Source organism: Methylomonas sp. 2BW1-5-20, from assembly GCF_052474515.1.
On record NZ_CP184127.1, the window covers coordinates 3615700 to 3640644 of the forward strand.

Here is a 24945-nt window from a genome sequence, read left to right on the forward strand (position 1 = left end):
TCGTCAACCCCCGGCGAAAGCTTCGGAGCGCAGGGAATAAGCGGCATCCGGGCCGCCTTTTCTTTGAGTACTTTCTTTTGGCGGAGCAAAAGAAAGTACCTAGGCTGTCGGGCCGAGACCCGACATTAAATTAAAGCCGTCGCGCCAGCGACACCTTTAACACTCCTCACCCCAACCCTCTCCAAGGCCGTAAGGCGCAATTCGTAGGGCGTCAATAGGCGTAGCCGTATTGCGCCGTATGTTGACCTTAAATCATCCGGCGCATTACGCTATCGCTAATGCGCCCTACCAAGCTTTGTAAATAACAAACTGCCAAATTTGGAGCGGGAGTACTCCCGTATGCCGCGCCGAGCACCGAAGCTTTTATCGAGATCAGCCCGAAGGGGCAGCGCATGGATGCGGTGCGTCGGCGGAGGGGCCGGGAAGCCCCTTCTGCCGACCCTCGATAAAAGCTTCGGAGCGCAGGAAAAAAGCGGCATTCGGGCCGCCTTTTCTTTGGGTACTTTCTTTTGGCGGAGCAAAAGAAAGTACCTCGGCTGTCGGGCCGAGACCCGACATTAAATCAAGCCGTCGCGCCAGCGACACCTTAACCTCAATAGCCCTTCGACAAACTCAACTCGAACGGAATCCAATAAAAAACTAATCAACGCCCAATCGCGTAATACTGCAACCCAAACTGCCTCACCAACCTCGGCTCGTACATATTCCTCCCATCGAATATCACCTTGTCTTTCAACAAGCGGCCCAAGTCATCGAAATCCGGGCTGCGGAACTGTTTCCATTCGGTGACGATGATCAACGCATCCACATCGCTTAAGGTGTCGGCCTGCTTGGCGCAATACACCAGACCGGCTTTCTCGCCGTAGATGCGCTGCGCTTCTTCCATCGCTTCCGGGTCGTAGGCTCGCACTGTCGCGCCGGCATCGATCAGGGCTTCCAGCAAGACCCGGCTGGGGGCTTCGCGCATGTCGTCGGTGTTGGGCTTAAACGCCAACCCCCACAACGCAAAGGTTTTACCTTTTACGCCGCTTGGGTAATGTGCGGAGACTTTTTCGAACAAACGATGTTTTTGCCGGTCGTTGACGTTTTCCACCGCGCTGAGCAGTTCGGCTTGATAGCCGTAATCGCGAGCGGTGCGTTCCAGGGCTTTGACATCTTTTGGAAAGCAGGAACCACCATAGCCGCAGCCGGGATAGATAAAGCTGTAACCGATACGGCTGTCGGAGCCTATGCCGTGGCGGACGTTTTCAATATCTGCGCCCAATCTTTCCGCCAAGTTGGCCAGTTCGTTCATAAAGCTGATTTTGGTGGCCAGCATCGCGTTGGCGGCGTATTTGGTCAGCTCGGCGGAACGAATGTCCATCGTGATTACCCGTTCCCGGCTGCGGTTGAATGGCGCGTACAACGCCTTCAACAACTCGGCGGTTCTGGGATTGTCGGTACCGATGATGATCCGGTCCGGCTTCATAAAATCGTCCAGCGCCGAGCCTTCTTTCAAAAACTCCGGATTGGAGACGACGTCGAACTCCAAGTCCTGACTGCGCTCGGTCAATACGGCATTAATCGCCTGTTTGACTTTATCGGCGGTGCCGACCGGTACGGTGGACTTATCGACCACGATTTTGTAATCGTTCATATGTTCGGCGATGCTTTTCGCCACCGCCAGCACGTATTTCAAATCGGCGGAGCCGTCTTCGTCCGGCGGGGTGCCGACGGCGATGAATTGAAACAAACCGAAGTCCACGGCTTCCTTCACATCGGTAGTAAAGCTCAAGCGGCCGGCGGCGACGTTGTCCTTGACCATCTCGTCCAGACCCGGCTCGTAGATCGGGATAATGCCTTGTTTGAGTTGGTCGATTTTGCGCTGATCGACGTCCATGCACAGCACTTGATTGCCCACTTCGGCCAAACAGGCGCCCGTTACCAATCCCACATAACCGCTGCCAAACACTGTAATTTTCATTGTTACACCTTGTAAACTAAGAATTATCGTTTCTGTTTCAACCGATACAACGCGGAAATATCCTCGTCGCCATAACCTTTTGCCATCAGCTTGGCATAATCCGCCAGCGTGGCGACGGTCAACGGACAACCCACGCCGGCATGCTGCGCCATATGCTGGGCAATTTTTAAGTCTTTATGATGAAGCGCCAATTTAAAACCCGGCGCAAATTGATTTTGGGTCATGGTCTTACCGCGATGCTGCAAGAACCAGTTACCGGCCGCACCGCCGCCGATAATCTCTATTACTTTCGCCATAGGCAAGCCCTGGGCCTCCGCAAAGGCCAAGGCTTCGGTCACTGCTTGGTTAATCCCTGCGCACATGATTTGGTTCACTGCCTTGCAAGCTTGTCCAGCGCCGACACCACCGAGATGTTCGATACGGGCTGTCATCGCCGCCAGTACCGGACGCACTCGTTCCAGCACATCGGCTTCGCCTCCGACCATCATCGCCAGCGTGCCCTTGTTGGCCCCTTCCACGCCGCCCGACACCGGGGCATCGAGGAAAGCCGCTTGTTTTTCTTTCAGTTTGGCTGCCGCCAGTGTTGCAGTCTCGCTGCTAACCGTGGACATGTCCACCACCGCACAACCCGGCCTGATAGTTTTGGCGATAGCATCCACCACCATCAACACGTCTTTGTCTGCCGACACGCATATCAAGAGCAGGTCTGTTTCAGTAGCCAGCTGTTCGATACTTTCGCGTGCCTGGATTTGCAATTCCGCCGCTAACGCCTCGGCTTTGCTCAGGGTACGATTGTAAACTGCAGTCAAGTATCCGGCCTTGGCAAGATTGCGTGCCATACCCTGGCCCATTGCCCCCAATCCGATCAATCCTACCTGCATATCACATCCCCCATAGTGTTAACCCGGCAATTATAGCGCCTTAGTCCGGCAACGGCAGACCGTGCCGCCGGTTTACAGGGCTGCATGCTGTTGCAATGCCGAATCTGCTATCGCCTCGCTTATTTTTCCAGGTAGGTATAAGCATTCAATCCGGTCAGCAGTTCCCGCTCGAAATCCTGCTTTTGCTCGACCGACAAGCCACTGCCATCGAGCTTTTGCCGATAAGCCGTTTTCAAGGCTTCAGTATTGATATGCACGTAGTCTAGCAACTCGCTGACATCCTCGCCCTCCATGAAATCGCCGAAACGATAACCCTGTTCGTCCAGTTCGATATTGATCGAATGGGTGTCGCCGAACAAATTATGCATATCGCCGAGAATCTCCTGATAAGCACCCACCATGAAAAAGCCGATCAGGTAATCCTGATCTTCGGCAATGCTATGCAGCGGCATGGTGTTAGCGATATTTTGATGATCGACATATTGATCGATACGGCCGTCGGAATCGCAGGTTAAATCTTGCAGGACCGCGCGCCGGCCGGGCTGTTGTTCCAGCTGATGGATGGGCATGATAGGAAAAATCTGATCTATACCCCAAATGTCCGGCATCGATTGAAACAAGGAAAAATTGCAGAACACCTTGTCGGCCAGCTTTTCGTCCAATTCCTGCAAAATTTCCCGGTGATGATGATTATCCAGGTTCAACTCGCGCTGAATTTGCTGACATAAACTCACGTAATGCTTTTCTGCTTCCGCCAACTCGGTCAGCGACAAATCACCTTGCACGAACTGGGCACGGGCTTCGGCCATGTTGAATTGGGCATTGTGATAGGCCTCGGCGATATTCTGCCCGCTAATCTGCACTGCCGCCGCAGCGCCTTGCAGGCTTTCCACTTCGGTGACGTTGGTAATTAATACCGCATGGTGGGCGGTGATGGCCCGGCCGGATTCGGTAATGATATTGGGCTGCGGCAATCCGTGTTGCTGGGCCACTTCCGCAAAGGCGCGAACGATGTTTTCCGCGTACTCCTTCACGCTATAGTTGATCGAGCATTCGCGCCGCGAACCGCTGCCGTCGTAGTCCACACCCAAGCCACCGCCGGCATCCACCGTGGTGATATTGGCGCCGAGTTTATGCAATTGCAGATAAAACTGGCCAGCTTCTTTCAAGGCCAATTTGATGTCGTGGATATTGGCGATCTGCGAGCCCATATGAAAATGCATCAGCTGCAAACAATTCAGCATATCCAATTGCTTCAGGCGGGCGATCAGTTGCAAGACTTCGCTGGCGTGCAAACCAAATTTGGATTTTTCGCCGCCGCTGTTTTGCCATTTGCCGGCGCTGATGGTCGATAGCCGCACCCGCAAACCGATCAAAGGCGTTACCTTTAATTTAGCGGCTTCTTCGATGATCATCTCCAGCTCGGACGGTTTTTCGATGACAATGAACACTGACAGACCCATCAACTGCCCCATCAAGGCCATGCGGATATAAAACCGGTCTTTGTAACCGTTACAAACGATGGTGCCGCCGCGCTTTGCCAGACCCAAAATCGCCAGCAATTCCGGTTTGCTGCCGGCTTCCAGGCCGATATGCTCGGCGGCAACGATGCTTTCCACCACATTGCCTTGCTGATTAACCTTGATCGGATAAACCGGCGTGTAATGCCCTCTGTAAGAATACGCGGCTCTCGCATGATCGAATGCCTGCTGCAACTGCCTAATGCGGTCGCGCAAAATATCGGTAAAGCGCACCAGCACCGGAAAATTCAAACCCTTGTCCCGCAAGGCTTGGGCAATGTCGAACAGATCGATTTCGGTGGCGCAATCGGCTTGCGGTTTCACGCAAACATGGCCTTGGTCGTTAATCGAAAAATAACCGTTACCCCATTGCTGGATAGCGTAAAGCTGTTTGGACTGTTCAATCGACCAGGGTTGTATTGGCACGCGTTCTACTCGGACTGTCATAAAGAGGTAGAAATTCTAAAGTATAATGATGAACGTTATATGACTTTTTACAGGACTTCATCATGCTCGACGACCAATGGTTCAGCGAAGCGCAAACCGCTACCGGTACCGCCTTTTCATTAAAAATCACCCGTAAACTCCACGAGGAGCAATCCGAATTTCAGTTTCTGGAAATCTACGAAACCGAACAATTCGGTAATCTGATGGTGATCGACGGCTGCACCATGGTCTCCACCCGCGATAATTTCTTTTATCACGAGATGATCAGCCACCCGGTGTTGTTTACCCATCCCAATCCAAAAAACGTGTTGATTATCGGCGGCGGCGACTGCGGCACCCTCCGCGAAGTGTTGAAGCATCCCGGCGTTGAATCAGCGGTGCAAATCGACATCGACGAACGCGTCACCCGCTTGGCGGAAATCTATTTTCCGGAACTGTGCGAGTCCAACAACGATCCGCGCGCCGATCTGAAATTCATCGACGGCATTAAATGGGTGAAAGACGCCGCGCCGAACAGCGTGGACATCATTATCGTCGATAGCACCGACCCGGTCGGCCCCGCCGAAGGCTTGTTCTGCGCCGATTTTTATAAAGATTGCTACAGAGCCTTGAGCGAGAACGGCATTGTAGTGCAACAAAGCGAATCGGCTTTGCTGCATATGAAAATCCTGAAGGAAATGCGCGAGGAGATGAAAGCCGGCGGATTTGCAAACTTCCAAACTGTATTCTTTCCGCAATGCATTTATCCGTCGGGCTGGTGGAGCGCCACAATGGCCAGCAAAACCGATCTGTCTAAATTCCGCGAGCAGGATGCCGCCAAGAAGGGCTTTGACACGGTTTATTACAATAGCGACATCCACAAAGCCAGCCTGGCAATGCCTGAGTTTTTCAAAAAAGCCTTCGTTTAAATTTCATCGTGAAGCCGAAGCTGGAATGCTTCGGCTTTTCTCCTCGCACCAACACGGCCATCTCCGCAAATGGCTTGGCCGAACGGGCGATTCGACAGTGGCCGGCTTGATAGCATTCCGGCTATCTGCGACACTGCAGGGCCGGCAAGGATTCGCCGACAGTTTTACCGCAGCGAGCCTACATTCCGCGTAATGCAGCCAACTATTGGATTGGAACGGATATCCTCAATCTCATTTCAATGGCAAACGACAGGGGACGATTAGAGCTAAGCCGATGACGACACCTCCCGACAAAACTCAACATAACTTAGCCGATACCTTGGTGGGCAAGTTATCGGAAAGCAGTCGCGACGCTACGGAACTTGAACCGTATCTGGTCGTTTTAACCGGCAGCGAACAAGGCAAACAGTTCAAATTGCATAGTAGCCAGCATGTGTTCGGCCGTGAACCGGCCGCCGACATTATGATTCGAGATCCCAAAATATCCAGGCGCCACGGCATGCTGTCCGTGCATCGCACCCATATCCTGCTGGAAGACTTAAATTCCACTAACGGCACTTACGTCAACGGCAAACGCGTGGTCAAACACAAAATCGAGTTGCTCGACCGGATCCGCATCGGCGACACCTATTTGAAAATCGATTATAAAAAATTCAGCGAGGCAAAGCTGGAACAGGCGCTTTACGAGGCGGCGAATATAGACTCGATGACTAATGTGCTAAACCGCAATGCCTTCATTTTACGGGCTCAGCAGGAACTGGCTTTTTGTAAACGCAACCAAGCCCGGCTGACAGTGATGATGTGCGACGCTGACCACTTTAAACTGACCAACGACAATTTTGGTCACCTTGCCGGCGATCAGGTTCTAAAAGATTTAGCCAAAATTCTGCAAGCGGAAATGCGGCAGGAAGATTTACTGGCTCGCTACGGCGGCGAAGAATTTATCATGTTGCTACGCGACGCTTCGGCGGACGCCTGCGCTGCATTGGCGGAAAGAATTCGACTGACGGTAATGCACCACATATTTCAATATCAAAGCTTTACCATCCCCACCACTATTTCCATAGGGCTCTGCTCGCATCAAATAGCCTCAGACTCCTCGCTGGAAGCCATCATCCAGACCGCCGACAACGCTTTGTACCGCGCCAAGAAAAACGGCCGCAATCGGGTTGAAATAGACATTCGATAGTCGCTATTCATAGCCTGATTAACTTGGCGGAATCGAAACCGCTAGCTTTACATGGTATTTGCATTTATCCGCACCGTGAGTTACTGTCGGATTTCCAGTGTTATCGGCATTTCGCTGCTATGCTTACCGGGCGAGGCGGAATTATATTTGCAACACAATGGGAGTATCTAACATGAATAAAAACAAATTCCTTACCACCTGCTTGTTGTCTGGTGCATTATTGGCAAGCCAAACGGCAAATGCGGACGAAAACCACCCGAGTTATCTGGGAGGGTTCACTTCCAGAGTTAGCCAAGGCTTCGCTAACACCACCTTTAGTTTTATCGAAATCCCTAAAAACGTCGTCAACATCACTCACGACGAAAACATCCTGCTTGGCTCGACCTGGGGTCTGCTCCGAGGCGTGACTCACACAGTCAGCCGCACCCTGATAGGTGTAGCGGAACTGATTGCCTCGCCGATACCCACCGATGAATTTATCTCTCCGCCATACGTCTGGGACCGTTTTAGCGAAGATACCCGTTACTTCGGCCTGCATTTCCCCGGCTACTGGACGCATTTCGGCCCGTTGGATCACGGCTATTCCGACACGCTGGATCATGGCAAGTAACGCGGACGATACCGCTCGATTTAGAGGATAAGATCATGAAAAAAAAATACGTATACATCCCGCTTGCCGTTCTGGCTCTATCGCTGACCGCCTGTTCCACTCCGAAAAAAGATGTGGCTGGACTCAGCGCTGAAATTGATGCCGCATCCAAAGGCCATTACGGTCAAGCCTTGCTCCACGCGTCAAAGGCTGAACAAGACTTAAAATCGGCCAACCATGTGCTGAAACACTGGCAAAACGATTACTACTGGAACATTGACGAGAGTCTAAAAGCGCAAGAGGCCGCAAAATCAGCCGCGGCACATGTTTTGGCCTCAGAAAAAGAGTATTGCCAATGGCTGACAGAGGTGCATTCACATAATCACCATCACGCAGAAACCATTCATGAAACCGTGGCCTACTTCAAAACCGGCAGCCACATACCGTTTAAAACCAAGGAAGACAGCATAGGCCACATCGGTCATTTCTTGCACGAACATCCCGATGCCTCGGCCACTGTGACCGCTTCCACCGACACAGTGGGCAAACCGGCGGCTAATCAGGCCTTATCCGAAAGAAGGGCCAAAACCGTTAGCCAGTTGCTGATCGACCATGGCGCCAAAGCTTCTCAACTGGTTGTGAAAGCAACCGGCGAAGCCGCCGGCCCCGATAACACCGCCGATCAAAATAATCGGGTTGCCGTCGTGCTCACGGCGCATCCGGATTATCTGGATTGCCCAAAATTGAAGTAAATCGATAGACTGTCCCGCCACCGACAATGGGGGGCAGGTTTTTAGGCGAGGATTGAAGAACACTGGCTTATTCAAGCCTCGCCTAACATTACATCTCTTCGGCTTGCTTCTTTTGCCGGTCCGCCCCTTCGAAAATCTGCTTCTCCGCGTCCTTGGCCTGATCCAAAGGCTGCTTAACAGCATTGTAAAGTTGCTTATGCTGATCGTCGGCCGAGGTATTCTGCGGCCGCGAAGAATCGCAGGCCATCAAACCACAAAGCAACGGCAGCAGTATCAAAGAATTTTTCATAACTTAGTCGAAAAACGATTGGAGGAAGTTTCCGAATTCCAAGACAGGTATTGCAAAACCTCAGTCATTCCTATGCTCTCTGGGCCGGCGCAAAACTTGTTGGATAGCCTGCGATAGCGCCGCATCCACCGCCGCTACCATCTCCTGATATTGCTTGTCGCTAACATGTATACCCTTATCGATCGCGTTACGCACGTAGCAGGGCGGCAATTGGTTTAACGCCAGACAAGCCACATCTTCCTGAAATGCCTGACTGAAGGGTTCTTCGGCCTGCTCGCCTAGTTTCCAGAGTTGGTCTATAACCAATCGCTCGTAATAGTTACTAATATTCAGCATAAAGGTCTCCTGGCGTTGGTTAAAATCGCCAGGTAAGCATAGCCGAGAATACCCTATCTATTCGGCTAAATCTCGTCGGTAAGGCTATTGCCGCTTGGCAATAGCCTCAACCATTTACTAAAGGCTAAGCAAGCAATGCCCGGCGTTGCCGACCAAAGCTCACTAATCCCACTAATGCCGAGCCGAACATCCAGACTGCTCCGGGGAGCGGTACTGCGGTGACGGCGGCGCTGACGGGAAGTACTGTAATGTTATGGGCAAAATTAGCCAAGGTAACAACCGAGCCGCCAATGGAAATGTTTCCACCACCACTGCTAAGCACAAGGCCACCACCGGAATTATCGACTGAGTTGCTCAAAACTTCCTTGGCATATGCGGAAACACTGCTGGAGAAATTTAACAAATCGCCGTCGTTAACCGCGACGCCGACCAACAAGGTGCCCGTTTTTTTGTCCGCTGTTAGCGGCGAAACCCAGGAATTCCCCAAATCGATACGCTTCTGGACATGCGATTGCTGATTGTTGCCGTTGGTATAATTGGTTAAATCGAAACTAACGGACACATTGGCGGCATTTGAATCACATGTCCACCACGTACAACTGCTGTTGAAACCATCGATTGCCGCATCCAGGGAATATTTGGCGGACATCATCAGAAAACCATTGCCGGAAATCGACAAACTGGCGCTGCGGCTGGCCGAAGCGGAGCCGTTACCAACCTCATCGCCGCTGATGCTGACGCCAAATTTCCGGCCCGATGTTGAGGTTGCGGCGGACCAATTCAGCCAATCGCTGGTATTTGTGTTGGAACTGGAGCTTTGTCCGAATATCGTGTAGCTTGGATTGACGCCATCCACCCCTATCGTGCGAATTTGTAGCGAATTCCAATCGATCAAAGCCGTTGCGTGTGTGGTTGAACTAAAGGCGGCCTCCGCATTAATCGCCAACAATAAACCACCGGCGAGCACTACAGATTTTTTAAAATTTTTCATAGTCAAAATCCCTGAAATTTATAAATATTAAAATCAAACATATGTTGATTCTCCAATTGAGAGCGTCCCGTCTACCGTGAGCTTGTGACGATATGCAAGATACGGCAAGCTTGAAAGCAAACCGAGCCACTGAGTCTCGAGGCTATTATTAAACAAAAACGATTACCCTCGCTACCGTACGTGGCGAACAGTTGGAAATGCGCGGTGAAATCATGCTTATAACGAATAAATCGTCTAATTCATTCGGCCCTCAGGGCCTCCAAAGGATTCAGCCTGGCAGCCTTGACGGCCGGGATCACGCCGGCGGCAACGCCGATAAACAAGGAAATCGCGAACGCGGCGGCGATATAGCTCCAGGCCAGTTGTACCGGCAACGCGGGGATAAAAGCGGCGGCCAATTGCACCAGCAACACCCCCAGCAACACCCCGCCCGCCCCACCGGCCAGGCTCAGCAGCAAGGCTTCGCCGAGAAACAGCCTGAATACCACACCGCGCTCGGCACCGATGGCTCGCAGTAAACCGATCTCCGACACCCGTTCCGACACAGCGATGGTCATAATAGTCAAGATACCGACCGAGCCGACCAGCAACGAAATACTACCCAGTGCCGCCACCGCCAGCGTCAACACGCTCAATACCGAGTCCATTTTCTCCAACATCTGGTTCTGCGTGACGATGGTAAAATCCTCGCTACCGTGCCGAGCTATCAAGCGGCGCTTGATGGCTTGCTCGACGGTTTCCGCGCTGGTCTCGTTGCTGTACAGCAGATCGATTTCCATCAGACTCTGCCGATCGAACATCTCCATCGCCTTGCCGCTGGCGATGAATACGGTATCGTCCAGGTCGAAACCCAGCATCTGGCCTTTGGCCCGCATCACGCCAATCACTCGAAAGCGGTCGCTACCGATGCGGATGCGCTGGCCCAAGGGACTGAGATTGCCGAACAACTCGGCGCGCATCTTACTACCCAACACCGCAAAGGCACGGGGGTTATCTGGCCCTTCGTTGGGCAAAAATCGGCCGCTAGCGACGTTCAACTGCCAAACTAGCGGCAAAGCGGAGCCGACCCCAAACACATTGGCGCGGCGCTGTTTATTGCCGGCTTCGATGCGGGCGTTACCTTGCACCATCGGCATCACCGCCTGCACATGGTCCAGATTTTCCAGATTAGCGGCATCGGCAGTGGACAAGGGCCGTACCGTGCTGATAGTCGCGCCGGATAAGCCAAAGGTAGTGGTTTTACCGGGATAGACCGCGATTAAATGCGTGCCGAATTGAGTAAACTCCGCCAATACGAAACGATGAATACCCCGGCCTATCGAGGTCAGAATCACCACGGCGGCGATGCCGATGATCAAACCCAGGGCGGTCAGCAAGGAGCGCTGTTTATGGCTGGTAATACTTCGCAGCGCCAGCTTGGAAAGGTCCAGCCAGTTCATCGTCAGCGCCGCGCCAGTGCCGCGACAGGGTCCAGCCGGGCCGCCTTGCGCGCCGGCAGCACGCCGAAAAGCAAACCGGTTACCAAAGCCACGGCCAAGGCCGACAGTCTGGCCCAAACCGGCAGTGCGACCGGAAAACCGGGGTACAGCCACTGCAACACTAAAATCCCGAACTGGCCGATCACGCTGCCAACCAGCGCCCCGGCCAGGGACAGCAAGGCCGCTTCGCACAGAAACCAGCGTTGCAACTGGCCTTGTGTCGCACCCAAGGCTTTCAGCAAACCAATCTCGGCAGTACGCTGACTAACGCTCACCAACATCACGTTCATCACCAGCACCCCGGCCACCGCCAGACTAACCGCTGCAATGCCGGCCACGGTAAAGGTCAGCGCAGTGAGGATTTTATCGAAAGTGTTGACGACGCTGTCCTGGGTAATCACCGTCACATCATCCTCACCCTCATGCCGCAGCTTGATGATATTGCGGATTTCGTCGACAGCTTTATACATCGCGGCTTCCGAGTGCGCCTCAATTAAAATCCGAAACAACGAATGGCTGTCGAACAAGGCTTGCGCGGAGGCGACCGGCACGATAATCAATTCGTCAAACCCGGTGCCTATCGATTGCCCTTCCTTTGCCAGTACGCCAATCACCCGAAACCGCCGGTCATTGATGCGCAACCACTGACCCACCGCTTGTTGATGCGCGAATAAATCTTCACTGATTTTTTTACCGATCACGCAAACCGAGATTTCCTTATCGGCATCGGCCTCCGGCAGAAATTGGCCTTGAGCCATCGCCAAATGCCTAACGCGCAGCAAAGCGTGCGTGGAGCCCATGATATTGGTTTCCCGCTCCAGGCCGCCGACCGACACCGGCGCGGAGCCGATGCTGACCGGGGCAATCGCAGCCACCTGCGGACTGCGAAATAAGGCGACGGCATCGTCCAGCGTTAAATCGCGCGGGGTTTCGCCGAACAGCGGCGGATGGCCGCCGGTGGTTTCGGTGCGGCCGGGCAGGACGATGACCAGATGCGTGCCCAGCGATTCGAATTCGTGCACCACATAATTGCGGGCGCTGTCGCCTAATGCGGTCAATACATTGACCGCGGCCACGCCTATGCTCATCGCCAAAATAATCAGCGCGGCGCGTAAGGGCTGGGTCTGGATGGCTTTGCCGGCCTGTAGGAGCAGATCTTGACTGAGCATGGCGATTGGGTATCAAGGTTATCTGGCAGTTTAGCCGGAACCGGCTGTAATACCCAGCGCCGAAATGCCTGCCGGGAAAAAAATGTCGAGCCGGGGTATGCTTGAATAGCCGCCGGCCTGGGGCGCGGGACATTTTTCCGGCTCCGGTTCTGTTTAATAAATCGCCAAAAACAAATCCTGAGCATAACGGTTTACTATAAGCGCGGCACCGCAGAAGATAGTCCGCCGGCGCCGGGCACGATTAATTCGGCCCGACCGTTAATGAAGGCCCAATAAATCGACCGTAACCCATCCAAACACCCGTGCCCGCAAACGCAGATCAGCCGCAACCCGATCCGGCAGCCAAACCAACCCTCGCCCCCACAAGCAACCGTTTCGGCTTGGTATATATGCTGTTTGCCTGCTTGCTGTTTTCGCTGATGAATGCCAGCGCTTACGCCATTTCCCTATTCGACGCGGCGCTGCCGTCCAGCATGGTAAGCGGTATCCGCATCCTGACCAATTTGCTGATTCTGACCGTTCCCGCCTTGCTCGGCGGCAAGCTGATCGGCTTATTCGGCGATTGCCGCGTTTCACTGTGGCTGCGCGGCTTGTTCGGTAGTACAGCCTTGATGCTGTCGTTTGCGGCCATCCCCCGCATCGGCCCCGGCGAAAGTGCATTTCTCACCGCCAGCAGCGGCGTGTTCGTGATGCTGTTGGGACCGCTGGTGCTGGGCCAGAAAAACTCGCTACTGGTCTGGCTCGCCATTTTGGGGTCTTTCGGCGGCGTATCCTTACTATTCGATACCCACAACAGCCATAACCTGCTGGGGCAAGTTATGGCCTTATCGGCCGGTTTGCTGTCCGCTCTGGCCTATTTGATGGTTGCGCGCGCCGGACGCAGCAATACGCCGCAAACGGTGATTTTTTATTTTTGTCTGGTCGGCCTGTTCGTCCACGCTTTGTATTTTTCCCGGTTTGGCTATCGCATGCCGGGCAACCCGGAAAGCTGGGGCTTGTTACTATTAGTCGGCCTGTTCGGCAGCGGCGCCCAGCATTACATGACCCGCGCGTATCAGTCGGCACCGGCGGCCCTGGTCAGTTCCATCGGCTATTTAGCACCTGTGTTGAGTCTGGCGTGGAGTATTACCTTGTTCGATCAGATCCCCGGGCAAACAGCCTTGTTAGGCGCCGCCTTAATTCTGCTGTTTGGGGTGTTGTTGCCGTTTTTGCGCTAAGCAGTGCAAACCGGATAAATTTGTTGGCTTTGCGCTACAGCGGTGCAACTTGCACCATCGCGGCTGACTATTTTCACCCGGCTTCACGCCTAAACCGCGTACTTAACGGGCTGACGCCGAGGCATATATATTGCTGCGTTTTGCTTATCTTGGGAAAGCGGTGAGGTGTCTTATGCGCAGCTGCCAACGTTTCAGCGACATTTCTATTTCGGAACGCATACTCAACAGTTTTTTTCTGCTCAGCATCGCCATCGGCTATTTGTTTTCGCTGGGGCAAATTTATTTTTCCCATCAAGGCCGCGACGGCAATCCCGGCATCTCGGTCGCCGATATCGCCATCGCCTATCACGGTAGCCCCGAGCAAACCCGGCTGGCGGCGGCCATTAACGGTCCCATGGCCGGCAACCTCAAGTCGGCGGCAGACAAAACCGTTATTCTGGACTGGATAGAATCCGGCGCACAACCCGCGATTTACGAAGCCCAAGTGGCGCCGATTCTGCAGCGCGATTGTCAAATTTGCCATTCCCCGGCCAGTGGCATGCGGGTCCCGCCGCTAACCAGCTACGAGCAAGTGGTGAAATTAACCGAAGCCGATCGCGGCGCGTCTATTCCCTCCCTGATTCGCGTCTCGCATATTCATCTGTTCGGCATCGCCTTTATTTTGTACATGGTAGGCAAACTGTTCGTCCTGTGCGAAATACCGGTATGGTTAAAACGACTGACTATCGGGCTGCCGTTTCTCGGCATGCTGACCGATATTTTTGCCTGGTATTTAACCCGGGAAACCCCGTCGTTTGCTTATTTGTTGGTGATTAGCGGCGCGTTAATGGGTTTGTCGTTGAATTTTCAAGTCTTACTCAGTCTGTATCAGATGTGGATACCGCTGCATTGGCCGTCAAACAGAACCGAACCAAACGATTAATCCGGATGTACCTAATAAACGCCTGTTGTCTTCGGCGCCGGCATAACGATTTCCCGCTGCCTTTCCAACCAATTTAACGCTTCGTCGCGATTGTCGAAGATCCGGTAAACCCAGTTGGCGTCTCTGGGCATGGACAGCATGACTTGGGTACCGAGCTTGCTGATTTTGCTATACACCACAAACCCCACGGCTTTGATGCCTGGCAAAGTGCCTATTCTTATTTGCGAGGCAAAATCGTAGTTATAGGCATTTAATTTGTTCACCAACAACAGATAAGGACTCTGCAAATGCCCGGCAATCCAGGCATGATATTCGTCAACCCTGGCCAAATTGAATTCCACGCCCTCGTCAACGATAAGCTCTGCTATATCGTCGCCAAGCTTTATGGCGTTACAAAAACTTAATCGGTATCGTTGCATGCTTCCTCCTGACCTACCGGCGCTCTTACTTTGGCGAGAGTATCGCACAGCAATAAAACACACTAACGACAAAGTTACGCTTTCTGAGTCTTTTCCGCCCGCAAAAGTGTTAAAAATCTGCCTTTTCAGCTAGCCAGCCGCCCATCGACGATACGCAGTTGCCGCGTGGCCCTTCCGCCGAGGCTCTGATCGTGGGTGATGATGATCAAGGTCACGCCTTGCCGATTCAGATTTTCCAACAATTCGATGATGTCCTGCCCGGACTTGCTGTCCAGATTGCCGGTAGGCTCGTCGGCCAACAGGATGCCGGGCTGCATGATCATCGCCCTGGCAATCGCTATCCGCTGCAACTGGCCACCGGACAATTGATTGGGCTTGTGTTCGGCGCGATCAAGCAAATTCACCGAGGCCAGCGCCTGTAACACCCGCTGCTTGCGCTGTTTACTGTCGACGCCGGCCAGGATCATCGGCATTTCGATATTTTCAGCGGCGGTGAGCCGGGGGATCAAATGAAAAAACTGAAATACAAAGCCGATATTGTCGCGGCGAATCCGCGCCAGTTCGTCATCGCTTTGCCGGGTGACATCGGTGCCGTTTAACAAATATTGGCCGGACGACGGCTGGTCGAGCAACGCGACAATATTTAACAGCGTGGATTTGCCGGACCCGGACGGCCCCATCACCGATACATACTCGCCACGGCCGATGGACAGGTCTATGCCGTTCAAGGCTTGCACGGTTTGCTCGCCCACCTGAAACTCCCGGCGAATACCACTCAGTTGAATCATGGCTTGACGCTGACCATCACGCCGGCCGCCACGCCTTCCTTGCCGATCGAAGTCACCACACTGTCTCCTGCCTTCAGCCCGGACAGCACTTCGGTGAAACTCCAGTTGGACAGGCCGGGCTGGAAGCTTTGCTCATGTAGCACATTGTCTGCGTCTATCAACAAAACGCGATGATTCTCCAGAATCGCCTCGGCCGGCAGGCGCAGCGTGCGGTCTTTTTGGCTAAGCAACACTTCGATGTCGGCGCTGTAACCCGGCAACAATTCCGCCAGATCCTTGGGGTCGCGCAAAGTCACTTCCACTTCCACCGTGCGCGCCTGTTTTTCCTTTTCCAACACATAGGGCGCCACGCGGGTAACGATACCTGAACAGCGCTTATCCGGAAACGCATCCAGCGACACGCACGCGCTCATGCCGGCCTTGATACTTGCCGCATCCACTTCGTCAATAGGTGCCGAGACAGTCAAACAACTGACATCCAGCAAATCGATAGGCGGCAAGGTCGGAATCCCCGGCGGCGACGGCGTGACGAACTCGCCCAATTCGGCATTGACTTCAGCCACCGTGCCGTCGAACGGCGCTTTTACCAAAGTGCGTTGCACCGCCGCTTCCGCCAAGTCCAATTGCGCCTCGGCCACATCAATGGCTTGCAGCGCGGCTTTGCACGCGGCGCGCTGCGACTTACCACCCGTTACCGATTTATCCACCTGCTCTACCGAAACCACGTTTTTGTGTTTTTGCAATTCGGTCATCCGTGCCGCTTCCCGCTCGGCACCGCCCGCCAACTGACAAGCCTGTTCGGCGCTGGCCCGGCTGGCATTGATTTGGGCTTTTTGCAAAACCACCTGGGCTTTCAAATCCTGGTTCCACACTTCCAGCAACACCTGCCCTTGCTTGACCTTATCGCCTTCCTTAACCCGCAACTCAGCCACCTGTCCGCCCGTCGCCGGTGCCAGATACGCCCGCCGGCACGCTTTAATGGTCCCCACCCGAGTATTCGCCACCGTCGCCCGCACCTCGCCTTCCGCCAAGGTATAAGCTTCCACCTCGACCGGCTGCGGACGGCGGCTGTAGAAAAATAGTGCAGCGATGACTATCAGCAAGGCGGCAACGATCAGAGTTTTGCTGTTCATGGAGCGGCTGAACGAATAAGAAGTAGATCGGTAGCCTACATCGACAACAGCCTATTGCCAAGCGGTGCGCTGAAACTCGGCTTACGAATCTTGAAGCGCCATAGCAGCACATGGCGCCATGAAGCAGAATCCGTGTGAGCACAAACGCACCCACACGACCAAGCTACGCTTTCTCTCTACGCCAGAAAAACGCCAGCAACCCGGACATAAATAACCAGGCGGCGGAGGGCAACGGCACCGGCGCAATGCGCGCGACATTAAACACGCCGTCGGAATTAGTATATTGAGCTTGATTGCCGGTTACCGCGACTGTGATCTGACCGGAATCGGAAAAGCCCCAACCGCCATTGGTATCCAATGTCACTGTAGGAACGAAAGCACCGGTCGAACTATCCCATGTGAAAGTTCCTGTTTCTATTCCGCTGTGTCCGAATGCGTCAGTAACGCCCACTTCGGCAAGAAAAAAAACACCGCTAGGAAGAAACGAGACAACTGCCGAACCTTGAATATTTCCGGTATTTTCCAGATACCAGTTTCCAAAAATTGAATTATCAACATTCGGAATACTGTTCAGAGTAGCCGCGCCGTTGTTGACCGATAAGATATTTCCGACGACCGACAAACTGGAAATATCCGGCGCCGAAATCCATCCGCCTACCGTACTTATCGAGTCCGTGGCGCCAAATGAGCCGGTCGCGCTATCCCAATTATACGTTCCATATTCCAATCCACTCTGACCGCCCGGATCAAGCAAACTATTTCCTTGGTTGAATAAAAAGAACTCGCCATTCGGCAGAAAAGTGGCCACGATCGTACTTTGCGATTGCCCAAGATTCTGACCGAACCAGCTGCCAACCACTGACGACGAAGCCTCTGCATTACCAATAAGCGCAGACGCCAAAGCAAATAACACCCAATGTTTCATGACACCTCCTCAAAAAATAAAATTAACTTCTAACATAATTCTCACTGGTACCATTTTAGCTAACTAATCCAATCGGTTGCACCTTATTAAAACTGCCCGCCGAACGTTTCCAATTCGATTTAGAAAAAATATTGGCACCATGCCCCAAAAACATATCCTCAATTGCGCTATCGCTAATCGGCGCTACGCGGGTTTGAGCATCAAAATCAATTCGAAGAGCTGTCCCGTGGAACGGGGTTTCCCCCGTATGCCGCGCCGAGTATCGGAGCTTTCGGCGGGATTAGCCCGCAGGGGCGACGCATGGATGCGGCGCGTTGACGAAGGGGCAGGAAGCCCCTTTCGTCAGCCCCCGACGAAAGCGAGGAACGCAGGGAGTAAGCGGCATCCGGGCCGCCTTTTCTTTGGATACTTTCTTTTGGCGACGCACAAATTCGCCTGGAGCGAATTTGAACAGCCGACAGGCTGGCCCGCAGGGCGAAAACCATGGACGGTTTTCGTAGCAAAAGTATCTCGGCTGTCGGTCCGAGAACCGACATTAAATTCAGCGTTCGCGTCAGCGACACATTATTTTTGCAAGACTTCAAATTCGCTTAGGGAACCTCTGATTAATTCAGTTTTTCAAGAAAAACAGCAGCACAAGTCATTGATTTAATTGAGCCCTAAATACGCTATAGCGAATTAATCAGAGGTTCCTTAGCTACAAAAATAGCAACCTTTTGGAATCATTAATTGCTTGGCTGATTTGATTTTGAATACTGCCACAAAGCGCGATCAAGAACTCTCATGGTTACATTTGCCTCATTTGCCAACTGCCTAGAATATTCAAAGAATTTACGCCAAAAATCAAAATCATATTGCTTAGGTACCTCTTCTTTAACTGACCAAAGTGCGCGGAAATCCAATATAGGGTAATTTTCTCGATGAAATAAGTGCAAAATTACTGAGGCTGTCGGCCAGCGAACACCGTCGATAATAGTAAGGGTTTCAATAGCCGCTCTCATATTTGGCGTTTTTAGTGCAAATCCCGTTACTTCCTTTACAAACTCTTCATCGTTGTTGGCAACGTGCCCAGCACTCCTTGGGGATTTCCAAGTGCAGACATCTTGTAATTGGTTTTTTGTCAAAAATCCCGCTTCTTGTATAGCTGGTGCAATGCCCATTAACTCCGTCTCTAATCTTGGGTAACTGTATTTGTTCGCCCATTGCTGTACTTCAGAAATTGGAAATCTTAGTTGCATTGCTGTTCTTTAAGTTAGTGAAATTATTTTTGGAATTGTTTTGCAGTCATTCACTCACAAACCTCCACCTCAAACACCGTCCCCTTAACCGCCACCACTTTCACCTTAGCCCCCATCGGGCAATCCTCCCCGTGCACCTTCCAAACCGTATCATCGGCCTTAATCTTGCCCTGACCATTCTCGATAGGTGCAATTAGAAAAAAAGTCCGCCCGATGTACTGCGCCCCGCGCTGGTTCAACAAGGGATGATCGGTGGCTTCGACAGCGCGGGTGCGAGCGTATTTGCGCCAGGCCAGCACCGACAACACCGCCAGCAAGGAAAACATCAGTAGTTGCACGTTGAACGGTGTAGCCGGCACTAACAGCACTACCGCGCCGACGATGAACGCCGACACCGCCAGCCACAGGAAAAAGAAACCGGTAACAACGATTTCCAGGGCCAAAAAGCCGACCGCCAACACCCACCAGTACCAAAACACGATGTCTTGCTCCAACATAATTAAGCCTTTTTATTCAGCGCTTCTTTAGCCAGTTCGCCGATGCCGCCCAGCGCGCCGATGACGCTGGATGCTTCCAGCGGCATGAAGATCAGCTTGCTGTTGTTGGCTGAGGCGACTTCTTTCAAAGATTCGATGTATTTTTGCGCCACGAAGTAATTGATGGCCTGCACATCGCCCTTGGCAATGGCTTCGGACACCATCATCGTGGCGCGGGCTTCGGCTTCCGCCAGCCGTTCGCGAGCCTCGGCGTCGCGGAACGCGGCTTCCTTGCGGCCTTCGGCGTCCAGAATCGCACCCTGCTTCATACCTTCGGCGCGCAAAATCTCCGCTTGCCGCAAGCCTTCCGCTTCCAAAATTTGCGCGCGTTTTTCCCGCTCGGCCTTCATTTGCCGGGCCATGGAATCCACCAAGTCCTTGGGCGGTGCGATGTCTTTGATTTCGATGCGGGTGACTTTAATGCCCCAAGGCGAAGTAGCCTCATCGACCACATTCAACAGGCGGGCGTTGATTTCGTCGCGGCGCGACAATAATTCGTCCAGGTCCATCGATCCCATCACGGTGCGGATATTGGTCATCACCAGATTGATGATGGCCATATCCAAGAAAGTAATCTCGTAAGCGGCCTTGGCGGCGTCCATGATTTGGTAAAACACCACGCCATCAACCCGCACCATCGCGTTGTCCTTGGTAATGACTTCCTGCGACGGCACGTCGAGCACCTGTTCCATCATGTTAAGCTTGCGACCGATGCGGTCGATGATAGGCATGATGATATTCAAGCCGGGCGTCAAAGTCGCGGTATATTTACCGAAGCGTTCGACGGTGTACTCCATGCCCTGCGGCACGGACTTAACGCTCATGAACACCATCAAAACCGCAAATACCAACAACATTATTGCGAATAAACCAAAGCCGCCCATAGCGCCTCCTAAGTTGTGAAAATGAATTGTGTATTGCCAACGGTCACGCGGCTAATAATAATGTATGTCTCTTTAACTTGCTGGAAACAGGGTTCCGATTCATGAATACTTTGATCTACTACAGTTTTAACGTAATGATTTTGGCGGTGATTATATTGGTCGTCGGCATGATCAAACCCAAGTGGATACTGCTGTGGATGGATAAACCCGGCCGTCTGCCTATCATGGCCATCGCCGGCGCCATATTCATGGCCGGTGCGGTGATGTTCGGCGAAGGCAATAAACAAAAACAACAGGAACAAGCCGCCGCCGCAGCCAAACAACCCGCGCAAAAAGCGGGTGAAGAAGTGCCGGATTTACATTAGTCCGTAGGGTCCAATTTATTCGACCTATGTTCAGTGCGCATGAATTCGCAGCTACTCGATCTATAGTCATTGCACTTCAAATTCCGCTTTTTTGATTCCCTCACCCCAACCCTCTCCCGGAGGGAGAGGGAGCAGATGTGCCGAAATTTGGAGAGAGAAAGTTATAGTTAAACCCGAAAGCTCGCGACCAGCGTTTTTAAAACCTGCAAATCGCTGGTTTTGTTGTCGGCTTGGTAGCGCAAACGAATAAAAACCTCGGTAATCCGTTCTATAGACTCCGCCAAATCCGGGCGTCGGTTCACGGCACGTTCGGCCAGGGTCTTGGGGCCATCGCCGACATCGACTTCAATCCCCGCTTTACCCAACTTGGCGCAAAACTGCCGGTATAACCTCAGGGCAGGGTCTTGGCGGCGCATGTTAGGCCGCAGCAAGCGCCAGGCCACTAAACCGCCAATGCCAGCCACGCTACTCAACAGCCAGTAGCCAAGCTTGACGAAACTATCTATCCCCAAACTCTGTAAAAACGCCTTCTGATTGACGGTGTCGTAATTGATGACCCAGCGTTGCCAGTTGTAGTCGACGCTTTGCCAAAGCTGCCGGCCACGTTGCAGCCACGATAAAGTCTCGGCATCGAGTTGCACCGGACTGAAATTCACCGCGCCACTGGCGATTTGTAAATCCACATTCACGCCGCGCTCGATGCGTTCCGGGGCGATGGCGGCAGTCGGATCGAATCTGACCCAACCGCGCCCTTCCAGCCAGGCTTCCGCCCAAGCATGGGCGTCGGCTTGCCTGATCTCCAGAAAGCCGCCAACCTCATTGATCTGCCCGCCTTGATAACCGCCCACTACCCGCGCCGGAATCTCCGCCACCCGTAGTAAATACACAAAGGCCGTAGCGTAATGGCTGCAAAAACCGGCGCGGCGTTCGAATAAAAAAGTCTCAATAGGTTGGTCCGGCATGGGCTCCGGGCTTAAGGTGTAATGAAAATTTTCCTGGCGAAAATGTTGTAACAAATTACCGATGAATACCTCCGGCCGGGCCTGCTTGCCTTGTAACTGCTTAACCAACTCGACCACTCTGTCCGACGGTTTTCCGGGTAATTGCAGATTCTCCAGGCGCTCGGTTTTGCTGATACCGCCGGTGTTATAGCCAGGGGAAGAGCTAAGCCGATACTCTGCGCGGTCACCGGGATTTTTGTTAGTGATTAGCTGATATAAGCCATTGCGGCGCAAACCCCCGGCAAACTGCGTGGGCATCTCCAGCGCAAACACCCAACTCTGTTTTTGCGGCTCCATCATTAGCGTGTAATCGTAAGTCGCGCCAGTAAAAACAGCTTGATCCGGATTATTCTCTCGGCCTAACACCGGCGGCGCCCGCCAGCGCACACCGTCTGTATTGGCATAAACCGGTCCGCGCCAATAGCGCTGGGCGGGCGGCGGCAATTCGCCGTCGAATTTGACCCGAAACACCAGTTCCGGCGACAGACTCAGTTCGGCAATCGAGCCTGGCTCCAAGGTATTGCTCAGTCCGCTTTTGGCATGGGTATCATCGTCCAGCCAACTCCAGTGCGGCGCCTCGAGGCGCGGAAACAACACAAACAACACCAGGGCCAGCGGCAAGCTTTGCAGAATAATTGCCGCCGAGGTTTTTAAGGCCGCCAGGGTTTGCGGCGTCTGGCTGTTTTGCGTGATCAAAGTAGCCAGCAACACCCCGCACACCAGCAGGATGTAAAGCGCCATCAAGATACTTTCTTCGTACAAAAACTGCGTGACGGCAACGATGAAAGCCAGATAAACGATCACATACACATCGCGCTTACCGTGAATTTCCAGCAACTTCAAACCCAGCGCCACCACGAACAAACCGGTGCCGGCATCGCGACCAAATACCGAATGCTGCTGACTGTAAAGCGAACCGATGCCCGCCAACATCAATAAAAATACTGTAAGCCGACTCGGTAAATAATTTGGCCGCCACACGCCGAGTAGGCGCCACAACAGCATCAGCGTAAAAAAACCGAACAATAGCGGCGGGATATGCCAGGCATGCGGCAGCGTGATCAGCCCGATCGAACTCAGCATAAACAACATCAATCTCGTGGAAGGCAGAAACGCCATGCTCAAAACAGCGCCAGGGCTTGCAGACAGTTACGGTAATGCGCGGCGCCGTTGTCCGGCGGCAGACGCAAACCAGGCAGCATCAATCCGTAGCGCAAGCCGGCCTGTTCGGCGTCCACCAGCCAACGGCACAGCTGGCTGAGGCGTTCTTCCAAATGATGACCAGGCGTCTGTTGATAATCCAGCCACAATTCGCTGGCACTGGCGCCGCTGTAATATTTACTGTGCACGCCCTGGCCTTTGGCGAAGGCTTTCCAATGGATTTGCCGAATCGCATCGCCGCGCTGATAGACTCTTACCCCATCAAACTCGTCGCCGCTGCGACGGTTTTGACCGGGCTTATCCTGACCGCCGCTGCTTTCCGGAAACGGCAGTTGCCGACTGGCCGGTTTGGGATACACCAACAGGGGGCAATCGAAACGTAAGGGCGCCCAGGCCCGAAACAATCCCAAGGGATAGGTGCTGGAAATGGTCAGCGTACCCGGCGGTTGCCAGCCGCGCTGCCGGGTGGGCTGATATAGCGTAACGGTTTGGCTTTGCTCGGCGGCTAAGCTGATAGACAGCTCGGACTGCAAAGCCAGATCGACAGCAAAACGCGGCTGCGAACCCGGATTGCTAATTTGGAAACTAAACGGCCCGGCCTGACCGGCAAACACCGCTTGCTGCCGGGCGGGTTGAATCGTCAAGCCTGCCAAGGATTTGAAGCTGTGCAGGATGGTCACGAAAAAAATGCTGGCCAATAAAAATCCCAGTAAATAGGCCAGATTGTTGTTGTAGACAAAACCAATCAGCACCAGCAATAAAATCAGTAGTACAAAAGCCAAACCGCGTTGCGTCGGCAAAATAAACACCCGCCGCTGCGTCAACACAATCGGCCCGGCGACCGGCGCCTCGCCGCGAAAAAAGCGCGACAGTTTAAAGCGCTGTTTTAAGGATAATGCCGCTTCGCTCAAAGCACCGGCACATGCTTCAGGATGGGGGCAACGATGGCCGCCGAATCGTTGGCACCCACATTCAAACGATGCCCTGCCACCGCCGGCAATACAGCTTGCAGATCTTCCGGCAACACCGCATTGCGCTTGTCGATAAAAGCCCAAGCCTTGGCGGCGGCCAACAAGCCCAGGCCGGCGCGCGGCGATAGGCCGCTGGTAAAATCGGTGGATTGGCGGCTAAAAGCCAGAATGGCTTGCAGATAATCCAGCAAGGCCGGTGCCACATGCACCTCGGCCGCGGCCTGTTGCAAGCCGGCCAATTGCGCGGGCAGTAACGCCACCGGCAATTCGTCGATCAATACATGCCGAGGTTGACCGCTCAGCAACTCCCGTTCGGCCTGACGGCTGGGGTAGCCCAATTCGATGCGCATCAAAAACCGGTCGACTTGCGATTCCGGCAACGGGAAGGTGCCGATTTGATGGGCCGGATTTTGGGTGGCGATGACAAAAAACGGTTGCGGCAAGGGATAGGTGCGGCCTTCCACGGTCACCTGCCGCTCTTCCATCGCTTCCAACAACGCGCTTTGCGCCTTGGGCGTGGCGCGGTTGATTTCGTCGGCCAGAATCATTTGTTTGAATATCGGCCCGGGATGAAAACTGAAAAGCTGCTGATGCACATCAAATACCGAGGAGCCGACGATGTCGGCCGGTAAAATATCGCTGGTAAATTGAATCCGTTGATACTCCAGACCGAACAAGCGCGCCAAAGTGTGCGACAAGGTAGTTTTGCCGACACCGGGTATATCTTCGATCAGCAAGTGCCCCTTGGCCAGCAAACAGCAGACCGCCAGCCGAATTTGTAGTTGTTTACCGAGAATGATTTGATTGGCGGCCGCGAGTAAACGATCGAGAGCAAGGTCCATTGTGCAAAAGGCAAGAAATGTCGATGCTTCG

The 24945-nt window shown here is 53.3% G+C and carries 25 protein-coding genes; 7 read left to right on the forward strand and 18 right to left on the reverse strand.

Annotated elements, in window-relative coordinates; all coding sequences use genetic code 11:
- Positions 1-643: 643 nt before the first annotated feature.
- The 3 genes from ACH50O_RS16780 to speA form a co-directional block, all read right to left on the reverse strand.
- Entirely contained in the window at positions 644-1963 is a 1320-nt protein-coding gene (locus ACH50O_RS16780) for a UDP-glucose dehydrogenase family protein (protein WP_446808894.1), read from the reverse strand.
- Between the two features lie 23 nt (positions 1964-1986).
- The gene (locus ACH50O_RS16785) at positions 1987-2844 is read right to left on the reverse strand and encodes an NAD(P)-dependent oxidoreductase (protein ID WP_446808895.1); all 858 of its coding nucleotides are present in this window, start codon (positions 2842-2844) and stop codon (positions 1987-1989) included.
- A gap of 119 nt (positions 2845-2963) precedes the next feature.
- On the reverse strand, positions 2964-4790 hold the full coding sequence (gene speA, locus ACH50O_RS16790) for a biosynthetic arginine decarboxylase (protein WP_446808896.1): 1827 nt from the start codon (positions 4788-4790) through the stop codon (positions 2964-2966).
- A gap of 83 nt (positions 4791-4873) precedes the next feature.
- On the opposite strand from speA, the gene speE reads away from it, so the two are divergent.
- From speE to ACH50O_RS16810, 4 genes are all read left to right on the forward strand, one after another.
- Positions 4874-5719, forward strand: a complete 846-nt coding sequence (gene speE, locus ACH50O_RS16795; protein WP_446808897.1) for a polyamine aminopropyltransferase — start codon at positions 4874-4876, stop codon at positions 5717-5719.
- Between the two features lie 274 nt (positions 5720-5993).
- Positions 5994-6908 (forward strand): diguanylate cyclase, encoded by a 915-nt coding sequence (locus tag ACH50O_RS16800; RefSeq protein ID WP_446808898.1) that lies wholly within the window; start codon positions 5994-5996, stop codon positions 6906-6908.
- A 172-nt stretch (positions 6909-7080) separates the two neighbouring features.
- A complete protein-coding gene (locus ACH50O_RS16805; RefSeq protein ID WP_446808899.1) occupies positions 7081-7518 on the forward strand; it encodes an exosortase system-associated protein, TIGR04073 family in 438 nt (145 codons plus the stop codon).
- 35 nt (positions 7519-7553) lie between these two features.
- Positions 7554-8249 carry an OmpA family protein gene (locus ACH50O_RS16810; RefSeq protein WP_446808900.1) on the forward strand — a complete coding sequence of 232 codons (696 nt, stop codon included), beginning with the start codon at positions 7554-7556 and terminating at the stop codon, positions 8247-8249.
- Positions 8250-8337: 88 nt separating this feature from the next.
- Here the strand turns inward: ACH50O_RS16810 and ACH50O_RS16815 are convergent, their stop codons facing one another.
- The 5 genes from ACH50O_RS16815 to ACH50O_RS16835 form a co-directional block, all read right to left on the reverse strand.
- A complete protein-coding gene (locus ACH50O_RS16815) occupies positions 8338-8538 on the reverse strand; it encodes a hypothetical protein (RefSeq protein ID WP_446808901.1) in 201 nt (66 codons plus the stop codon).
- Between the two features lie 60 nt (positions 8539-8598).
- Complete coding sequence (locus ACH50O_RS16820) at positions 8599-8874, reverse strand: late competence development ComFB family protein (protein ID WP_446808902.1); 276 nt, start codon at positions 8872-8874, stop codon at positions 8599-8601.
- A gap of 124 nt (positions 8875-8998) precedes the next feature.
- Positions 8999-9865: a hypothetical protein gene (locus ACH50O_RS16825; protein ID WP_446808903.1), complete on the reverse strand. Its 867-nt coding sequence runs from the start codon at positions 9863-9865 to the stop codon at positions 8999-9001.
- Positions 9866-10104: 239 nt separating this feature from the next.
- Entirely contained in the window at positions 10105-11304 is a 1200-nt protein-coding gene (locus ACH50O_RS16830) for an ABC transporter permease (protein ID WP_446808904.1), read from the reverse strand.
- A gap of 2 nt (positions 11305-11306) precedes the next feature.
- Positions 11307-12512 carry an ABC transporter permease gene (locus ACH50O_RS16835; protein WP_446808905.1) on the reverse strand — a complete coding sequence of 402 codons (1206 nt, stop codon included), beginning with the start codon at positions 12510-12512 and terminating at the stop codon, positions 11307-11309.
- 302 nt (positions 12513-12814) lie between these two features.
- Between ACH50O_RS16835 and ACH50O_RS16840 the strand changes: the two genes are divergently transcribed.
- The gene (locus tag ACH50O_RS16840) at positions 12815-13729 is read left to right on the forward strand and encodes a DMT family transporter (protein ID WP_446808906.1); all 915 of its coding nucleotides are present in this window, start codon (positions 12815-12817) and stop codon (positions 13727-13729) included.
- Between the two features lie 172 nt (positions 13730-13901).
- A complete protein-coding gene (locus ACH50O_RS16845) occupies positions 13902-14651 on the forward strand; it encodes a hypothetical protein (protein ID WP_446808907.1) in 750 nt (249 codons plus the stop codon).
- Between the two features lie 11 nt (positions 14652-14662).
- Here the strand turns inward: ACH50O_RS16845 and ACH50O_RS16850 are convergent, their stop codons facing one another.
- From ACH50O_RS16850 to ACH50O_RS16880, 7 genes are all read right to left on the reverse strand, one after another.
- Positions 14663-15070: a hypothetical protein gene (locus ACH50O_RS16850; RefSeq protein WP_446808908.1), complete on the reverse strand. Its 408-nt coding sequence runs from the start codon at positions 15068-15070 to the stop codon at positions 14663-14665.
- Between the two features lie 125 nt (positions 15071-15195).
- Positions 15196-15858 (reverse strand): ABC transporter ATP-binding protein, encoded by a 663-nt coding sequence (locus ACH50O_RS16855; protein ID WP_446808909.1) that lies wholly within the window; start codon positions 15856-15858, stop codon positions 15196-15198.
- Positions 15855-16991: an efflux RND transporter periplasmic adaptor subunit gene (locus ACH50O_RS16860; protein WP_446808910.1), complete on the reverse strand. Its 1137-nt coding sequence runs from the start codon at positions 16989-16991 to the stop codon at positions 15855-15857. The genes ACH50O_RS16855 and ACH50O_RS16860 overlap by 4 nt, the downstream gene beginning before the upstream one ends.
- 163 nt (positions 16992-17154) lie before the next feature.
- On the reverse strand, positions 17155-17916 hold the full coding sequence (locus tag ACH50O_RS16865; RefSeq protein ID WP_446808911.1) for a PEP-CTERM sorting domain-containing protein: 762 nt from the start codon (positions 17914-17916) through the stop codon (positions 17155-17157).
- A 725-nt stretch (positions 17917-18641) separates the two neighbouring features.
- Complete coding sequence (locus tag ACH50O_RS16870; RefSeq protein WP_446808912.1) at positions 18642-19154, reverse strand: hypothetical protein; 513 nt, start codon at positions 19152-19154, stop codon at positions 18642-18644.
- A gap of 50 nt (positions 19155-19204) precedes the next feature.
- Positions 19205-19651: an NfeD family protein gene (locus tag ACH50O_RS16875; protein ID WP_446808913.1), complete on the reverse strand. Its 447-nt coding sequence runs from the start codon at positions 19649-19651 to the stop codon at positions 19205-19207.
- A 2-nt stretch (positions 19652-19653) separates the two neighbouring features.
- On the reverse strand, positions 19654-20574 hold the full coding sequence (locus ACH50O_RS16880) for an SPFH domain-containing protein (RefSeq protein ID WP_446808914.1): 921 nt from the start codon (positions 20572-20574) through the stop codon (positions 19654-19656).
- 101 nt (positions 20575-20675) lie between these two features.
- On the opposite strand from ACH50O_RS16880, the gene ACH50O_RS16885 reads away from it, so the two are divergent.
- The gene (locus tag ACH50O_RS16885; RefSeq protein WP_446808915.1) at positions 20676-20939 is read left to right on the forward strand and encodes a hypothetical protein; all 264 of its coding nucleotides are present in this window, start codon (positions 20676-20678) and stop codon (positions 20937-20939) included.
- A gap of 167 nt (positions 20940-21106) precedes the next feature.
- Here the strand turns inward: ACH50O_RS16885 and ACH50O_RS16890 are convergent, their stop codons facing one another.
- From ACH50O_RS16890 to ACH50O_RS16900, 3 genes are read right to left on the reverse strand one after another with little or no spacing between them, the layout of a single operon-like run.
- Entirely contained in the window at positions 21107-23023 is a 1917-nt protein-coding gene (locus ACH50O_RS16890) for a transglutaminase TgpA family protein (protein WP_446808916.1), read from the reverse strand.
- 38 nt (positions 23024-23061) lie between these two features.
- Entirely contained in the window at positions 23062-24012 is a 951-nt protein-coding gene (locus ACH50O_RS16895) for a DUF58 domain-containing protein (RefSeq protein ID WP_446808917.1), read from the reverse strand.
- On the reverse strand, positions 24009-24914 hold the full coding sequence (locus ACH50O_RS16900) for an AAA family ATPase (protein WP_446808918.1): 906 nt from the start codon (positions 24912-24914) through the stop codon (positions 24009-24011). The genes ACH50O_RS16895 and ACH50O_RS16900 overlap by 4 nt, the downstream gene beginning before the upstream one ends.
- Between the last annotated feature and the right edge of the window lie 31 nt (positions 24915-24945).

Excerpts from the sequence above, each read along its gene's own strand:
- ACH50O_RS16900 (WP_446808918.1), bottom strand. The coding sequence starts at position 24,914 with ATGGACCTTGCTCTCGATCGTTTACTCGCGGCCGCCAATCAAATCATT.
- ACH50O_RS16845 (WP_446808907.1), top strand. The coding sequence starts at position 13,902 with ATGCGCAGCTGCCAACGTTTCAGCGACATTTCTATTTCGGAACGCATA.
- ACH50O_RS16830 (WP_446808904.1), bottom strand. The coding sequence starts at position 11,304 with ATGAACTGGCTGGACCTTTCCAAGCTGGCGCTGCGAAGTATTACCAGC.
- ACH50O_RS16890 (WP_446808916.1), bottom strand. The coding sequence starts at position 23,023 with ATGCTGAGTTCGATCGGGCTGATCACGCTGCCGCATGCCTGGCATATC.
- ACH50O_RS16860 (WP_446808910.1), bottom strand. The coding sequence starts at position 16,991 with ATGAACAGCAAAACTCTGATCGTTGCCGCCTTGCTGATAGTCATCGCT.
- ACH50O_RS16855 (WP_446808909.1), bottom strand. The coding sequence starts at position 15,858 with ATGATTCAACTGAGTGGTATTCGCCGGGAGTTTCAGGTGGGCGAGCAA.
- ACH50O_RS16810 (WP_446808900.1), top strand. The coding sequence starts at position 7,554 with ATGAAAAAAAAATACGTATACATCCCGCTTGCCGTTCTGGCTCTATCG.
- ACH50O_RS16870 (WP_446808912.1), bottom strand. The coding sequence starts at position 19,154 with ATGCAACTAAGATTTCCAATTTCTGAAGTACAGCAATGGGCGAACAAA.
- ACH50O_RS16815 (WP_446808901.1), bottom strand. The coding sequence starts at position 8,538 with ATGAAAAATTCTTTGATACTGCTGCCGTTGCTTTGTGGTTTGATGGCC.
- ACH50O_RS16850 (WP_446808908.1), bottom strand. The coding sequence starts at position 15,070 with ATGCAACGATACCGATTAAGTTTTTGTAACGCCATAAAGCTTGGCGAC.
- ACH50O_RS16785 (WP_446808895.1), bottom strand. The coding sequence starts at position 2,844 with ATGCAGGTAGGATTGATCGGATTGGGGGCAATGGGCCAGGGTATGGCA.
- ACH50O_RS16780 (WP_446808894.1), bottom strand. The coding sequence starts at position 1,963 with ATGAAAATTACAGTGTTTGGCAGCGGTTATGTGGGATTGGTAACGGGC.
- ACH50O_RS16805 (WP_446808899.1), top strand. The coding sequence starts at position 7,081 with ATGAATAAAAACAAATTCCTTACCACCTGCTTGTTGTCTGGTGCATTA.
- ACH50O_RS16880 (WP_446808914.1), bottom strand. The coding sequence starts at position 20,574 with ATGGGCGGCTTTGGTTTATTCGCAATAATGTTGTTGGTATTTGCGGTT.
- ACH50O_RS16865 (WP_446808911.1), bottom strand. The coding sequence starts at position 17,916 with ATGAAACATTGGGTGTTATTTGCTTTGGCGTCTGCGCTTATTGGTAAT.
- ACH50O_RS16825 (WP_446808903.1), bottom strand. The coding sequence starts at position 9,865 with ATGAAAAATTTTAAAAAATCTGTAGTGCTCGCCGGTGGTTTATTGTTG.
- ACH50O_RS16885 (WP_446808915.1), top strand. The coding sequence starts at position 20,676 with ATGAATACTTTGATCTACTACAGTTTTAACGTAATGATTTTGGCGGTG.
- ACH50O_RS16875 (WP_446808913.1), bottom strand. The coding sequence starts at position 19,651 with ATGTTGGAGCAAGACATCGTGTTTTGGTACTGGTGGGTGTTGGCGGTC.
- speE (WP_446808897.1), top strand. The coding sequence starts at position 4,874 with ATGCTCGACGACCAATGGTTCAGCGAAGCGCAAACCGCTACCGGTACC.
- ACH50O_RS16820 (WP_446808902.1), bottom strand. The coding sequence starts at position 8,874 with ATGCTGAATATTAGTAACTATTACGAGCGATTGGTTATAGACCAACTC.
- ACH50O_RS16835 (WP_446808905.1), bottom strand. The coding sequence starts at position 12,512 with ATGCTCAGTCAAGATCTGCTCCTACAGGCCGGCAAAGCCATCCAGACC.
- ACH50O_RS16800 (WP_446808898.1), top strand. The coding sequence starts at position 5,994 with ATGACGACACCTCCCGACAAAACTCAACATAACTTAGCCGATACCTTG.